The sequence below is a fragment of the Paenibacillus sp. FSL M7-1455 genome, assembly GCF_038004655.1.
GTDB lineage: Bacteria > Bacillota > Bacilli > Paenibacillales > Paenibacillaceae > Paenibacillus_AQ > Paenibacillus_AQ cookii.
The window spans coordinates 2,824,931-2,839,622 of the sequence record NZ_JBBORO010000001.1; the positions used below are offsets into that span (position 1 = coordinate 2,824,931).

General features: G+C 53.9%; 16 protein-coding genes. 13 read left to right on the forward strand and 3 right to left on the reverse strand.

Annotation, left to right across the window (positions count from 1 at the left end):
* Positions 1 to 154: 154 nt before the first annotated feature.
* The gene (locus NYE48_RS12990) at positions 155 to 1,387 is read right to left on the reverse strand and encodes an aminopeptidase (RefSeq protein ID WP_340998980.1); all 1,233 of its coding nucleotides are present in this window, start codon (positions 1,385 to 1,387) and stop codon (positions 155 to 157) included.
* 276 nt (positions 1,388 to 1,663) lie between these two features.
* Here NYE48_RS12990 and NYE48_RS12995 point away from each other — a divergent pair, with 276 nt between their 5' ends.
* From NYE48_RS12995 to NYE48_RS13020, 6 genes are all read left to right on the forward strand, one after another.
* On the forward strand, positions 1,664 to 1,867 hold the full coding sequence (locus NYE48_RS12995) for a hypothetical protein (RefSeq protein WP_445323983.1): 204 nt from the start codon (positions 1,664 to 1,666) through the stop codon (positions 1,865 to 1,867).
* 51 nt (positions 1,868 to 1,918) lie between these two features.
* A complete protein-coding gene (locus tag NYE48_RS13000) occupies positions 1,919 to 2,179 on the forward strand; it encodes a metal-sensitive transcriptional regulator (RefSeq protein WP_036712113.1) in 261 nt (86 codons plus the stop codon).
* Positions 2,180 to 2,184: 5 nt separating this feature from the next.
* Positions 2,185 to 2,682 carry a signal peptidase II gene (lspA, locus tag NYE48_RS13005; RefSeq protein WP_341000651.1) on the forward strand — a complete coding sequence of 166 codons (498 nt, stop codon included), beginning with the start codon at positions 2,185 to 2,187 and terminating at the stop codon, positions 2,680 to 2,682.
* A gap of 31 nt (positions 2,683 to 2,713) precedes the next feature.
* Positions 2,714 to 3,277 (forward strand): nitroreductase family protein, encoded by a 564-nt coding sequence (locus NYE48_RS13010; protein ID WP_340998981.1) that lies wholly within the window; start codon positions 2,714 to 2,716, stop codon positions 3,275 to 3,277.
* Between the two features lie 123 nt (positions 3,278 to 3,400).
* Positions 3,401 to 4,648: a DUF445 domain-containing protein gene (locus NYE48_RS13015; protein WP_036712117.1), complete on the forward strand. Its 1,248-nt coding sequence runs from the start codon at positions 3,401 to 3,403 to the stop codon at positions 4,646 to 4,648.
* Between the two features lie 38 nt (positions 4,649 to 4,686).
* Positions 4,687 to 5,595: an aldo/keto reductase gene (locus tag NYE48_RS13020; protein ID WP_341000652.1), complete on the forward strand. Its 909-nt coding sequence runs from the start codon at positions 4,687 to 4,689 to the stop codon at positions 5,593 to 5,595.
* A gap of 82 nt (positions 5,596 to 5,677) precedes the next feature.
* On the opposite strand, the gene def is transcribed toward NYE48_RS13020, so the two are convergent.
* Complete coding sequence (gene def, locus NYE48_RS13025) at positions 5,678 to 6,190, reverse strand: peptide deformylase (RefSeq protein WP_036712120.1); 513 nt, start codon at positions 6,188 to 6,190, stop codon at positions 5,678 to 5,680.
* A 24-nt stretch (positions 6,191 to 6,214) separates the two neighbouring features.
* The gene (locus NYE48_RS13030; protein WP_036712122.1) at positions 6,215 to 6,454 is read right to left on the reverse strand and encodes a helix-turn-helix domain-containing protein; all 240 of its coding nucleotides are present in this window, start codon (positions 6,452 to 6,454) and stop codon (positions 6,215 to 6,217) included.
* Positions 6,455 to 6,623: 169 nt separating this feature from the next.
* Here NYE48_RS13030 and NYE48_RS13035 point away from each other — a divergent pair, with 169 nt between their 5' ends.
* The 7 genes from NYE48_RS13035 to NYE48_RS13065 all read left to right on the forward strand — a co-directional run bounded on the left by NYE48_RS13035 (position 6,624) and on the right by NYE48_RS13065 (position 14,680).
* A complete protein-coding gene (locus tag NYE48_RS13035; protein ID WP_281422505.1) occupies positions 6,624 to 6,755 on the forward strand; it encodes a hypothetical protein in 132 nt (43 codons plus the stop codon).
* A 106-nt stretch (positions 6,756 to 6,861) separates the two neighbouring features.
* Positions 6,862 to 8,556: a M3 family oligoendopeptidase gene (locus NYE48_RS13040; protein ID WP_212949675.1), complete on the forward strand. Its 1,695-nt coding sequence runs from the start codon at positions 6,862 to 6,864 to the stop codon at positions 8,554 to 8,556.
* A gap of 327 nt (positions 8,557 to 8,883) precedes the next feature.
* Entirely contained in the window at positions 8,884 to 9,321 is a 438-nt protein-coding gene (locus tag NYE48_RS13045) for an Hsp20/alpha crystallin family protein (RefSeq protein WP_340998982.1), read from the forward strand.
* A 206-nt stretch (positions 9,322 to 9,527) separates the two neighbouring features.
* Positions 9,528 to 10,688 carry a type III polyketide synthase gene (locus NYE48_RS13050; RefSeq protein ID WP_340998983.1) on the forward strand — a complete coding sequence of 387 codons (1,161 nt, stop codon included), beginning with the start codon at positions 9,528 to 9,530 and terminating at the stop codon, positions 10,686 to 10,688.
* Positions 10,681 to 11,418 carry a methyltransferase domain-containing protein gene (locus NYE48_RS13055; protein ID WP_340998984.1) on the forward strand — a complete coding sequence of 246 codons (738 nt, stop codon included), beginning with the start codon at positions 10,681 to 10,683 and terminating at the stop codon, positions 11,416 to 11,418. The genes NYE48_RS13050 and NYE48_RS13055 overlap by 8 nt, the downstream gene beginning before the upstream one ends.
* A 15-nt stretch (positions 11,419 to 11,433) precedes the next feature.
* Positions 11,434 to 12,597 carry an NAD(P)/FAD-dependent oxidoreductase gene (locus NYE48_RS13060; RefSeq protein WP_340998985.1) on the forward strand — a complete coding sequence of 388 codons (1,164 nt, stop codon included), beginning with the start codon at positions 11,434 to 11,436 and terminating at the stop codon, positions 12,595 to 12,597.
* Positions 12,590 to 14,680: an MMPL family transporter gene (locus NYE48_RS13065; protein WP_340998986.1), complete on the forward strand. Its 2,091-nt coding sequence runs from the start codon at positions 12,590 to 12,592 to the stop codon at positions 14,678 to 14,680. The genes NYE48_RS13060 and NYE48_RS13065 overlap by 8 nt, the downstream gene beginning before the upstream one ends.
* The last annotated feature ends 12 nt before the right edge of the window (positions 14,681 to 14,692 follow it).

The window sequence follows — 14,692 nt, forward strand, 5'->3', positions numbered from 1 at the left end:
TAAATCAACCACAGGTCAAATAAAACCGAAACTTTGCCGCAGACGGACGCATATACGCAAAATGGAGCCTTTCCCGCTTCTGCAGGAAAGACTCCAGCTGGCTCCAAGGTTGACATCGTATGCGTTTGGCATTGATGCGTTTTGGAGACAAGAATTAAAATGCCCAGTTTCCGTTTTTAAATACGGGTTCTTCTTTCCCGTCCGCCGTAATGCCGAAAATGTCCATTTCGCCCGAGCCGATCATAAAATCGACATGCGTCACGCTGGTGTTCAGCCCGCGTTCGCTAAGCTGCTCCTGCGTCATGTCTTTGCCGCCTTCGAGACAGAACGCGTACGCGCTGCCGATCGCCAAATGGTTGGATGCATTTTCGTCGAACAGCGTGTTGAAGTACAAAATGTTGGACTCGGAAATCGGAGACTGATGCGGCACGAGGGCAACCTCGCCCAAATAGTGCGAGCCTTCGTCCATTTCCACCAAGTGCTCGAGCACCTGTTGGCCTTCTTCGGCCTCCACCTTGACGATTCTTCCGTTTTCGAACGTAATGGTGAACTTATCGATGATGTTGCCGCCGTAGCTGAGCGGTTTCGTGCTGCTGACGTATCCGTTGACGCCGGTTTTCAGCGGAGCGGTAAACACTTCTTCGGTCGGCATGTTGGCCACGAAGCTGTGTCCCTTTTCGTTGAAGCTTTCTCCGGCGGCCCAAATATGGCCTTCCGGGAGTTCGATCGTCAGGTCGGTGCCCGGCGCTATGTAATGCAGTTTTTTATATTTCTTTTCGTTCAGGATTTTCGATTTTTCATCCAATGTTTTCAGATGTTCGGTCCATGCTTCCACGGGGTTGTCCTGGTCGACGCGAACCGTATGGAAAATGGCATCCCACAGCTTTTGCACGCGTTCTTCCTTCGGCGCGTCCGGGAACACTTTGTCGGCCCATTCCGGCGACGGAACCGCGATCAGGCACCAGCTGAATTTATCGGCTTGCTGGTAAGCGCGGTATTTGGTCATCGCTTGGCCTCTCGCTTTTTGGTTCGCCGCAATCCGCTCCTGTTTGATGCCCTTGAGCAAATCCGGATTTTCAGCGAGCACGTGCAGGATGGCTGCGCCTCTTTCCGCCAGTTCGGTCATTTCGCCCGCATACCATTTCGGCGCTTCGGAGAATACCTCATCAGCGGCATGCTCGTATTTGAGCCGCGTGATTTTTTCGTCGTTCCAGTTGACGCGGACTTCGCTGGCTCCCGCCTGATAAGCTTTTTCGGTGATCATGCGCACGAACTCCGCCGATTCGACCGGCGCATTTACCACGAGAATTTGTCCTTGCTGGACGTTGACGCCGACTCTGACGGCCAGATCGGCATATTTGTTCAAATTTTCTTGAAAGCTGGCCATATTTTGTCCCTCCAATATTGATCGTCTTCTCCCGCGATGCAGTCTGAACACCACTTTTTCGCTCCACCGGCTCAAGACGTCACCGACTCAAGCGATGGTTTTTCTATTGTACTAAATCGGATGACATATTGAAAATATGTTCGCGTTGGATGGAAAGAATACCGGACATGGTATACTATAGATACATGGAAAAGCAAAAAAGGAGAACAGATCTATGGAATACCAAATCATGAAAGCAGACATGGCGCAGGACGAAGAAAACATTACCTCGGTCATGTGACGTTTACCCTCGCAGGTCACCAGTCGCAATACGAAATCACGCTGTTCAGCAAAAACGGCAAGGATTGGGATTACAGTCTGAACTTTGCGGGAGAGTCCGGGATCGAAGAGGAGTTTCTCAAGGCGGACGAGCTTCTTGAAGAAGATGACGACATGTTCGACGCGTTGGTCGATGCAGCGATGGAATCCATGGCGAAATAAGGAGTCGCTGCCCGCGCTCTTTCAAATTAGTCAAGGAAAGGATGGTTCGGCATGAATTACGATGATAACGTGGTCCGGCGCTTAAAGCGGCTCGAAGGTCAGATTCGCGGAGTGCTCGGCATGATGGAAGAAGGAAAAGACTGCAAGGATGTCGTCGCGCAGTTGTCCGCCGTCCGCAGCGCAACCGACAAAGCGATGGCATATATCGTTGCGACCAATCTGGAGCAGTGCATCCTCGAGGAGCGCGCCAAAGGAAACGACACCGGCGGGCTGGTTAAGGAAGCGGTGGAGCTTTTAATCAAAAGCCGGTAGGAGATCTGCCTTACAAAGCAAAAACAAGGAGGGGTTCTATGGCTTTCTACATCTTGGCGCTTGTTGTTTTGCTCGTGGATCAAGGCTCAAAATGGTGGGTGCGCACCCATATGTTTGTCGGGGAACAGCGGAATGTCTTTATTCCGTACCTTCATTTTGAATATTATCAAAATAGCGGGGCCGCCTTCAGTTCGTTCCAAGGGTACGGCAAATGGTTTGCGTACCTGGCGATCGTGGTGGTGGGAGCCCTTATCTATTACCGCATTAAGGGAGCCATCCGCGGCATGGTGCTGGAACTGGCGGCCGGTTTTCTCGCCGGGGGAGCGCTCGGCAATGCCCTGGACCGTCTCATGTACGGCAAGGTGACCGATTTTCTCGTGTGGGGATCCCGTTCGGGCATCATGAACATCGCCGATCTGGCCATCAATGCCGGCGTGGTGTTGCTGATCTTCGGCATGCTGCTGCGCGGCTGGCAGGAGAAACGGAGCTATTCTTTCAAATAACGCAATATACGAATGGAAGAGGAAGAGACGAATGGAACAGGTCAAAAAATCGCAACTTGCCCAAATCATCAGGGAAAGACGATCGGTAAAAACCGGGTATAAGGACGATCCCGTACCGCAGGAGCTGGTGCTCGAATTGCTGAACGACGCGGTCTATGCGCCGACCCACAAGCTTCGCGAGCCGTGGAGGTTCATCTTCGTGCCGACCGATGCAAAGCCGTTTTTCGCGATCGAAATGGCTCAGCATTACCCGGACGAGATGTTCGAATACCGCGTCAAATATTTCAACGAACCTGCTGCTTATCTGATCGTCGTCATGACGGATGCCGAAAATGAAAAACAGCGGGACGAGGATTACGGGGCCGTCAGTTCAATGATCCAAAATTTTCAGCTTCTTGCCTGGGAGCGCGGGCTCGGATCGGTCTGGAAAACGAATCCGCACATTTACGATCCGAACGTCAAGGAAGCACTCGGGATACAACCGGACGAAAAAATTGCCGGATTTCTGCATCTCGGATTTTTTCACGAGGCGCCGGAGGGACAACCGAGAACGCCTGCGGAAGAGAAATTCACGGTATACAAGCCGAGGTTATGAAGTTGGCGGAGCTCCCGTTTCATCGGGAGTTTTTCTGTTTGCCGGTTAGCTGCCGAAGCGCTTCGGGCCATATGTGGGTACAATAGGATTAGATCATGGATACATAGAGCGGAGGGATTAAACTTGAAATCGAGATATTTGGCAGGGACCTCCCTGGCCGTCATGGGGGCGGGGTTTCTGATCACCTTGTTTTTGCCTCAAAATATAGCGGTTCGCTTATTGCAGGGAGGTTTTGAAGCCGGATTGGTCGGCGGTTTTGCCGACTGGTTTGCGGTCACGGCCTTATTCCGCCATCCGATGGGCATCCCGATTCCGCATACGTCCCTGCTGCTGAAAAACCGCAATAAAATCGTCAATTCGCTGATTTCGGCCCTTGAAACGGAACTGCTGAACAAGGAAAGCATTACGGGACGATTGCGGCAGATGAAGCTGTTTAAAGGGATTTCGTCGGGCCTATTGAAGCTGATCGCCAAAAAGGAAATCCGGCTGAAGGTCATTGATTCACTGAGCGAGGCCGTCCGGCAGCTGCCGGTGGACAAAATGACGCCTTCCGCGCAAAAGCTGCTGATCGATTTGGTGGGTAAGCAGGATTTATCGCCGATGCTTGAAGCGGCATCCAAGCAGGCTTTCCGCAGTCAGCTGGACGAAAAGGCTTTTAATTTCGTGTTGAATTTTGCAGGACGCTGGGTAAGCCGCCCCGAAAACGAATATATGCTGGGACAGCTGGCGCTAAGCAAGCTGCAGGAAGTCCAGTTGAGCGGGATGAAGGGATTTGCGCTGCAGGCGATGCTGGGATTCATGAGCGAAGAGAAGCTTGGCAACATTCTGAAAAACCTGATTCAGTCCACGTTGCATGAATTGGCGCACGAAAGCAGCCCGGTCCGCCAGCGCATTTTGACGGAGGTGCGGCAGCAGGTGACCGGTTTTGCGGAAAATCCGGAAGTCGCCGAGCGCCTTAAAATATTGATCAGCGATAAAATTGCGGCTCCCGGCACCGAGGAATGGATGCTGCGAAAGCTCGAAGAAATCCGGGATCGCGTGCTTGCGGCTTTGGAGCAGGAACGTGAAAACGGAGGACGCGGCATCGTTAAGCTCTATCGCTGGACAGCGAACATGCTCCGGGACAAGGAAGACATGATGGCCCGCTGGGAGCAAGGGACGTTATCCCTGATCGTGAAGGCGGTCGAAGCCAACTATTACCGGATCGGTCTGCTGGTGCGCGAAAACCTCGATCAGCTCGACGATCAGTCGCTGGTGAAGATGCTTGAAGAGAAAGTAGGCAGCGATTTGCAGTGGATTCGGGTCAACGGGGCGATTTGCGGCTTTTTGATCGGTCTCGTATTAACGGTCGTTCACATGCTGATTGCCTGACCATGGGAAAAAGCGATATACGGAGAGGAGTATGAATGATGAAAAAAAATCGCCTGGGATCATCGGATTTGTACGTTAGCGAAATCGGACTGGGCTGCATGTCGCTTGGGACGGAGGAAAAACCGGCGGAACGCCTGATCCACGCGGCGCTGGAACGGGGAATCAATTTTTTGGACACGGCGGATTTGTATGATGCGGGCCGGAACGAGGAAATCGTGGGCAAAGCGTTAAAAGGCCGCCGGGGCGACGTCGTGCTCGCGACCAAAGTGGGCAACCGGCGCATTCCCGGCAAGGAAGGCTGGAGCTGGGATCCTTCGAAAGCTTACATCAAAACGGCGGTAAAGGACAGCTTGCGCCGGCTGCAGACCGATTACATCGACCTGTATCAGCTGCACGGCGGCACGTTGGACGACCCGATCGATGAGACGATCGAGGCGTTCGAAGAATTGAAGCAGGAAGGCGTCATCCGTTATTACGGCATTTCCTCGATCCGTCCGAACGTGATCCGCGAATACGTCCAACGTTCGAACATCGTGTCGGTTATGAGCCAGTACAGCATCTTGGACCGCAGACCGGAGGAAGAAGTGCTGCCGCTGCTTGCGGAGCACGGCATCAGCGTCGTTGCCCGCGGCCCCGTAGCCTCCGGCGTGCTGGCGGAAACGGGCGAAGGAAAAGCCGGCAAAGGATATCTGGATTACGGGCCGGAAGAACTGCTGGACATCCGCCGCAAGCTGGAGGCGTTCATCCGTCCGGATCGCACCATGTCGCAGACCGCCATCCGTTATTCGCTAGGCCATCCGGCGGTAGCCGCGGCCATTCCGGGAGCCAGCTCGCTGGACCAGCTCATTCACAATGCGGATTCGGCCGCTGCGCCGGTATTAAGTCCGGAGGAGTTGGAGCAAATCCGCGGGATCAGCCGCGCGAACGTATATACGGCACATCGTTAACCCGGGATATGAATAAGAAACCGTTCCTGTTTTCGCCGGAGAACAGGGACGGTTTCTTTTGTTGCCGGGAGTCCCAATACGCTTATTTTTGCGCAAGCTTGAGGACGCGCAGCAGGTCGGCTTTTTGTTTGGTCAACTCGTCGTAAAACTGTCCGTCCACGATGCGGTCGATAAATAACACGCCGTCCAGATGATCGATTTCATGCTGTATGCAGCGGGCGAGATAACCATGACCCTCGATCACAACCGATTCGCCCGTCCGGGTCAGCGTTTTGACTTTGACGTAATCGGCCCGTTTTACGATCCCGGCATAACCGGGGTAAGAGAGGCAGGCCTCCGGACCGATTTGCTCACCGCTTGATTCGAGGATCTCCGGATTGATCAATTCGACCAGCCCTTCCCCGCAATCCATGACGACCATTCGGCGCAAAACGCCGATTTGCGGAGCGGCCAGGCCAGCGCGTCCGTCTTCCGCGTACAGCGTATCCACCAAATCATCCAGGATCCGCAGCATTTTCGGGGTCAGCTGTTCGACCGGCTTGGCTTTTTTCCGGAGCACCGGATCTCCAAAAGGAAGTATTTCTCTTTCTGCCACTTTGATGAACCTCCCGATGTTAAATTAAGCTCCTTGCATGTTCGTAGGCGTATGAACCCATAAATCACCGGTCGTACACTCCAAAGCCGTGCAGAGCGCATCCAACGTTTCGGCTTTCATTTGTTTGGGCTGTCCGCGCAGCAATGCGCTGATGGAAGGAGGGGAGAGCTCATATCCGGCTTTTTCCTTCAGCAATCTTGCCAATTCGGCGCCCGACCAAATGCCCTTTTGGGCCATAACCTGCCGAAGCATCCACACAAGCATCCATGTCATCCCCTTTCACAAAGCGATTTTTTAGGTGCTGCCTAAATAAATGATCTGCCACCTAATTTACCACGATAGAATCCAACAAGCAACCATCTGAAATCATTTGACGTCAAGGAACAATAGGCTTTTAATGTTAATAAATTGTATGATTCGGGAGGCTGGAAGGGTGAAACATATCAATTGGAAAAAACTAGCTTTTACTGTAGGGAAATTGCTGGCTATCATCGTTCTCCTGCTTCTCGGATTATTTTTCAGCGTCCAACTCGCGGTCATCGTGCTTTTATGGTCAGCGGGCTGACGGCTGAAGAAAGTCAACATTAAATTTTTTTGAACGGTGGTAGAATCTTCTTCTCATCTCCATGTATAATAGACATGATCCTAAGGATGAGAGGAAGTGTCAACGCATGAAATTCAGCGAATACAAATATGAGCGTCCGGATATCGAGTCGATCAAGGAACAGTTCGGACAGCTCGTGCAACGGTTCGAATCCGCCGAGCGGCTGGAAGATCAGGAGCAGGTTTTGTCCGAGATCAACCATCTCCGCGGGGAAGTGGATTCGATGGCACAAATCGTAACGGTCCGCCATTCGGTCGATACGAACGATCCGTTTTACAAAGCCGAACAGGACTATATTGACGAAGTCGTGCCAATCTATCAGGAATACATAACCGATTTTTACCGTGCGCTGGTAAATTCCAAATTCAGGGCGGAGCTTGAGGCCAAATGGGGCACCCAACTGTTCCAGCTCGCCGAGCTGGCCCTCAAAACGTTCAGTCCCGAGATCATCGAAGACCTCCAACTGGAGAATAAGCTGGCCACCGAATATGCGCAGCTGATCGCCTCCGCGAAAATTCCGTTTGAAGGCGAAGAACGCACGCTGACCCAACTCACTCCGTTCGAACTGTCGACGGACCGCGATGTACGCCGCCGGGCATCGGAAGCCCGCTACCGGTTCATGGCCGAACATGAGGCGGATTTCGACCGCATCTATGACGAGCTCGTCAAGGTGCGCACGCGCATCGCGCATAAGCTGGGCTACAAAAACTTCGTCGAGCTGGCTTACGTTCGGATGAACCGCACAGATTACAACGCCGAAATGGTCGCCAATTTCCGCAAGCAGGTTCTCGAGCATATCGTTCCGGTAGCAACCCGGCTCAAAGAACGCCAACGTCAGCGGATCGGCGTGGATCAATTGTACATCTACGACGACGGTTTCAGTTTCAAAACCGGAAATGCCGCGCCTAAAGGAGATCCGGACTGGATTTTGGAACGCGGCGTAAAAATGTATTCCGAGCTGTCGCCTGAAACGAAGGAATTTTTCGACTTTATGGTGGAAAACGGACTCATGGATCTCGTCAGCAAGAAAGGCAAGCAGGGCGGTGGTTATTGCACGTACATCAGCAAATACGGCGCGCCGTTTATTTTCTCGAACTTCAACGGCACGTCCGGAGACATCGACGTCCTCACGCACGAAGCGGGCCATGCGTTCCAGGTATATTCCAGCCGCCATTTCGAGGTGCCGGAATACCACTGGCCGACGTACGAGGCAGCAGAAATCCACTCCATGAGCATGGAGTTTTTCACTTGGCCTTGGATGAATCTGTTCTTCGAGGAAGACACGGAAAAATACAAATTCGATCATTTGAGCAGCGCGCTTCTGTTTGTTCCTTACGGCGTGTCCGTCGACGAATTCCAGCACTTTGTGTATGAGAATCCGGATGCGACCCCGGCGGAGCGGAAGCAGGCTTGGCGCGAAATCGAGAAGAAATACCTGCCTCACCGCAATTTCGGAGACAACGATTATCTGGAACGCGGCGGATTCTGGCATAAGCAGGGCCATATTTTCCAATCGCCGTTTTATTACATCGACTACACGCTGGCGCAGCTGTGCGCATTCCAGTTCTGGAAGCGCATGAACGAAGACTACAAGGCTGCCTGGGCCGATTACTTGAAGCTCTGCAAAGCGGGCGGAAGCCAATCGTTTACGGGCTTGGTCGAATACGCGGGCTTGAAGTCGCCGTTTGAAGACGGCTGCGTGGCGTCGGTCATCGGAGACATTGAAAACTGGCTCAATCAGGTGGACGATTCCGTTCTTTAATCCGGCCTCCTATAGAGTCCGGGTGGATTCAAAATTTGCAACAACCCCAAAACGTCTGCGCTTCATCCGAAGGCAGGCGTTATTTCATGCGTTCATAAAAGTCAAAGAAAGTCAAAGACAATTAAAGTCAGATAAAGTCAAATTCTCAAATTCGCCTTCTACCGCTTAAAACCGCCGGATTTCATACAAGATCGGCTTTGCCCGAAAGCTGCAAGAAACGTACAATATAACTGTAAGGTTCATCGCCGAATGAACCAAAATATTGCGCAGGTTGGCCGGCAATGAAGGCCGATTTTGCAAATTCATAAACCAAAGGAGGAACACGATATGTTTGATTTGATTCCTTTCCAACGGAGAAGCGACGTCTTCTTTAACAGCATGATGAAATCTTTTAACGATATATTCGATTCCTTCGGAGTAACCGAATTCGGCACGAAACCATTCCGCGCGGATCTTCGCGAAACCGAAAAGGCGTATTACGTCGACGCGGAACTTCCGGGCTTCGAGAAAGACGATATCCGAATCGAACTGAAGAAGGATGAATTGATCATTTCCGCCAAACGAAACGACATGTTCGAAACGAAAGACGAGGATCAAAAAGTGATCCGCCGCGAGCGTCATTACGGCGAATTCGTCCGCCGGTTCTATCTTGACCGCGCAGACGGGAACGGGGCGCGGGCCAAACTGGAAAACGGCATGCTCCGCATCGAAATTCCGAAAAGAGCGCAGGATACGGACGGCACGAAACACATTTCCATTGAATAAATTTCGAATGGATACACATGATGGGGCGTATTCCGGGTAAACCGGATACGTCCTTTTTTGCATCGTTGCTTGATGTAGCATATTCTATCTTTTTTTCGAATAAACTTGTCTCACCATAACTTATTTGAGGAAGTAACGGTACGATCGTGTCAACGCCGGTGAACGGCGTCTGAATATGGTTTTCGAAGAGAGGGGCGGAGTCGCAGATGATGGCATCCGTATACGCGGGCAGAACGGCGGTCACCGGGATCGGGACAAGCATCCCGCCGTACAAGCTGCAGCAGGATGAAGTTTTTGAGAGAATCGCGGAGTCCTGCCGAGATGATTTGGACATCACGCGATGGGCCCGAAGAATTTTCAGGCAATGCGGCGTCGAAACGCGTTATACGTGCGAACCGGAATTTTTGGAGCCGGCGGGAAAATGCCGTTATCTGCCCGACCGGACCGGCATGCCGGTTCCGTCGACGGCGCACCGGATGAATACATATGAACGGGAATCGGTCCCGCTTGCCGTCCATGCGGCCCGGGAAGCGATGGCGGATGCCGGGATCGGCCCGGCAAACGTTACGCATCTGATTACAGTGAGCTGTACGGGACAGTTTCTGCCCGGATTGGATTCCATGCTCGTCCAGGAATTGGGATTGCCTTGGCGGGTGAACCGCATCCCGCTCGTGTTTCAAGGCTGCCATGCCGGGCTAAAAGCCGTCCAGCTCGCCAGAACGATCGCCGAAAGCCAAGCGGATTACAAGGTGTTGATCGTCTGCGTCGAGCTTTGCACCATCCATTTTCAGCCGCCGACCTCCCGCGAAACGCTGTTCGGGGCGTCCTTTTTCGGAGACGGCGCATCAGCGTGCATCGTCGAAACTGCCGCCGACGGTCAGGAGCATGTATTCCGGCTTGGCCAAGGGCATGCCGTGCTGGTTCCGGATTCGCGGGAGGAGATGATCTGGAGGGTTGGAGACCGGGGATTCGATCTGTATCTGTCACCAGACATCCCTAAACGGCTGAAATCTTTCCTGCGCGAAGAGGCAGAAATGCTGCTTGGCAAGCGGAGTTTGCCGTCCCTGTGGGCCATCCATCCCGGAGGGCGGGGCATCATAGACGCCGTGCGGGAGATGTTTGCCTTGGAGGAATCTCAGGTTTCATACAGCCGCAACGTCTTGAAAAATTTCGGGAACCTGTCGTCGGCCACGATTTTGTTTGTCCTGAAAGAAATGAAATCCGAGCTGGCCAGACAGGAGATCGATCGGGCCGATGGCATTTCGCTTGCTTTTGGTCCGGGATTAACGGCGGAGCTGATGGCGTTTACTTATTTATCAAAAGCGGAAGCGGTACAATCGGCGGGGAGTGAAGGCGCATATGTTTAAAGCGCTCGACGGCCGTTCGCCCCAAGAAGAATACATGGACGATTTTGATGCAGGCGGCAAGGAACTGGAGGAAGCGCTCCGCCATCTACGACTGCTTAATCGGATATTCGCAGCCTCTGGACCGGTATTAAGCGGCGTGAAGGAATTATGGAGGCGTTCAGGCTGCCCGAACGACCTTCATGTGATGGATATCGGAGCAGGTTCGGGGGAATTGAACCGCCGCATTCTCCGCTGGGCCGATCGCAACGGCATCCGGATCCGCATGACGTTGGTAGACATGACCGATGAAGCTTGCCGCGAAGCCAGTCGGATATTTACGGACGAACCTCGCGTCCGTGCGATCAGGCGAAACGTGTTCGACGTTGCCGAGTCGGCGGCCGATATGCTTATATGTTCGCAATTTCTGCACCACTTTCCGGACGAGCGGCTGGCGGAAGTGACGGGACATATGCTGAAATCCGCAAGGCTCGGCATCGTCATCAGCGACATTCACCGCCATTGGCTGGCCTGGTCCGCGGTTTGGCTGGCAGCCCGCATCTTCTCCAAAAACCGTTATATCCGCCATGACGGGCCGCTTTCCGTCGCGAAAGGATTTCAAGCCAAGGATTGGAACAGGTTAAGCGAGGCGATCAAGCAGCATGGAAGCTATGATTTGAAATACCGGTGGAAACCGTTGTTTCGGTATACGGTCGTGATTTTCAAAAAAGGACACGCAGGGAACAAATGTTGAGGGGGGGACGCCGAAATGCCGGACGCGGTGGTAATAGGGGGAGGACTGGCCGGAAGCAGTCTGGCAATCCGTCTCGGCAGCCTCGGATGGAACACCATGTTGTTCGACCGGCTCCGTTTTCCCAGGCATAAAGCCTGCGGAGAATTCCTTTCGCCGGAAACGCTCGAAGTATTCAAGGAACTTGGCGTTTATGAGGCGCTGAAGGCGCTGCAGCCTGGCCGAATCACGAAGGCGCGAATCGTTTTCAGGCATGGGGGCGTCGTCGAAGCCAAGCTGGAGCAACCTGCATGGGGCTTAAGCCGGTATGAAATGGATGCGGTTCTGCTCGAGGCTGCGGAAAAAGCCGGCACACAAGTGCATACCGGAACGTCGGTATCCAGCATCGCCGCCGATTCGGGGGCATTTCGCATCGGCATCCGCTCGGCGGGAGGGACCAACATCCTGTATGCCCGTACCGTTTTTGCCGCTTGGGGAGTACATCCACGAACGGAATTGGCGGCACGACCGGCAAAAAGGCGCGGAAGAACAGCCTATATCGGAATCAAGGCCCATTTCGGCGGAGTAGCCACCGATCAGGCGGTGGAGCTTTATTTTATCAGGCATGGCTATATCGGCATTTCGCCCGTCGAAGGGGGGAAAACGAACGTCGCGGCTCTCCTGCCGCTGGACCGGATCCGGCGTAAAGGCAACTCCGTGCGGGAGCTCCTGCTATCGGCTGCAGCCGATAACAAGCAGCTCGCGGAGCGGCTGGCCGGTGGGACGGTGATCCCGGATTCGGAGGTATCGATTGCCCCTGTCTATTTGTCCTTGGAGCCGGACGTTTGGGGAATCGTGCCCCAGATTGGCGATGCCGGCGCGATGATCCCGCCGTTGTTTGGCGATGGCATGTCCGCCGCGCTGCGATCGGCAGGGAGATGCGCCCATTACGGCGATAAGTACCTCCGGAACGCCATGAGCATGGAAGAGTGGTACCGCGCATATCGACTTGACATGCAAAAGGAATATGCATCGATTTTGAGCTTAGGACGCCGACTGCAGGCGTTGGCCAACATGCCGGTTGTTCCGCGAATTTTCACGGCCTGTGCACGCATGTTCCCTCAGCTGGGCGATGCGGTGGTCAAGTCCACCCGGATGGGTCCGCAAACCCCGCCGGAAAACGGGGATGACGGGCATGGGTGAGTGGTTGTCTCGGTTCGTATATCGCCATTCGGGTGCAATCGCGGCATGCTGGATGGCGATTTTTGTTATATTCGGATCGTTTTCGGCACGGCTCCCCTCCATCGTCCAAGGCCCCGGCTTATACACCAAAGGCAGCTCGTACGAAGTACAGCGGCTCCTTGAGGAAAACGGCGGCATGCCGGAAGATCCGGTGATCGTCGTGTTCCAAAGGCAGCCAACCGTTTCGCATGCCCGATTTTCAGAGATTATCGATGATACCTTGAAGAGACTGGCCGTACTGGACGGAGTTGCATTCGTGCAGTCTCCGCTGAAACATCGCGAGCAGATGGCAAAGGATGCAGCATATGCCCTCATTGGAACGGATGAGCCCCTGGGAGAGCGCAAAAATCTATTGAACTGGATTCGGGACCGACTGCCGCATTTCGAAGGCATCACGATCCAATTGACGGGGAAAACGGTGGTCCAGGAGGATGTCAATCAAGCGAGCATGCATGATTTCAAACGGGCGGAACGTTTCGGGATTCCGCTTGCTTTCCTCATTTTATTGCTTTCGTTCGGCGGTTTCTGGTATGCGCTGCTTCCCGTTCTGATGGGATTGCTTTCCGTTTCAACGGCGATGGGCTTCATAGCGATGCTGGGCGCCGCTTTCGATCTCGAGCTGTCCAATTTCATCCTGAACGTCATTCCGATGACCGGGCTGGCGCTATGCCTGGACTTCGCCTTTATTATGACGAACCGTTTCCGGGAAGAGCTGGGGAGGGGCCATCCGGAAAAAGCGTTGCAGGTAACGCTTCGCACTTCGGGAAGAGCGGTTTATGTTTCGAGCGCATGCGTCTTAGGCGGATTGGTTGCCGTCGCTTTCATCCCGATGCCGATGTTCCGGAGCGCATCCCTTTGCGCCATCATCGTCGTGATCCTGTCGGCGGCCGTAAATTTAAGCCTGGTGCCGGCGCTGCTGCGATTCATTTCACCGTGGCTGGTACGGAAACAGGCCGGACAAGCATTCCCGGACGACCGAAGCCGCAGGTTTTGGGCTCTTTGGGCGGAAAGGGTGAGGCGTAGACCGGGGAGGGTATTGCTGGCCGGATGCTGCCTCATGATGCTATTGCTTTTTCCCGCATTGCGGATGACCACGGCGGTTCCGGATGCACGTTCCCTCCCTCCCGAAACGGAATCAAGAAAAGCCGATGAAGCGATCCGCACGTATTTTCGGCAGGATGGCGTCTCGGAGGTGCTGCTTGCCATGCAGCCTTCAGGAAAGGGATTTACGCCCGAAGAACGCAAGGAAGCGGCAGCCTGGATCAAGCGGATCCAAAACGACGTTTCGGTTATTGGCATCAAACCATTGCCGGTACCCGTTTTCAAGGACAATTCCTATTTAAATACAGTCTTCTACCGGATTTCTTACATGGGAGAGCCGGGCTCGGCGGAGGTCCATACCTGGCTGCGAAGCCTGGAAAAAGAGGCCGGACAATCAGGCATCCGCGTGCTTCTCGGGGGCGAAGCCAAATCCCGGCAGGAGGTCATCGACGCGGTTGCCGGTGCATTGCCCCGCATGCTTACTTTTATCGTCATCACCAATATGCTGGTGTTGTTTGCGGCTTTCCGTTCGGTGTTGATTCCGGTGAAGGCGGTTGTTATGAACCTGCTCACCATCGCGGCCTCGTTCGGCGTCCTGGTGATCGTGTTTCAGAGCGGGTTGGCGGGTTCATCGCCGGGGGAGATCGCCGTGATGGTTCCCGTGTTTGTTTTTGGTTTGGTTTTCGGCGTAAGCATGGATTACGGGGTGTTTCTGCTGTCGCGGATGACCGAAGCCTTCCGGGAAACGGGACAAGTGGATGTTGCCATCCAAGAAGGATTGGCTTCTACGGGAAAGCTCATTACGACTGCAGCAGCCATTCTGATTGCGGTCACGCTGCCGTTTGCTTTTGGAGAGGTGGAAGGGGTTAGGCAGCTCGGCGCCGGCATCGCTTCTGCCGTATGGATTGACGTTACGCTGCTCCGGCTGCTTGTGGTGCCGTCCTTGATGAAGCTGCTGGGGAAATATAATTGGTGGGCGCCGACCTGGTTTCGTCCGCATTAGGACGCAGGCGGC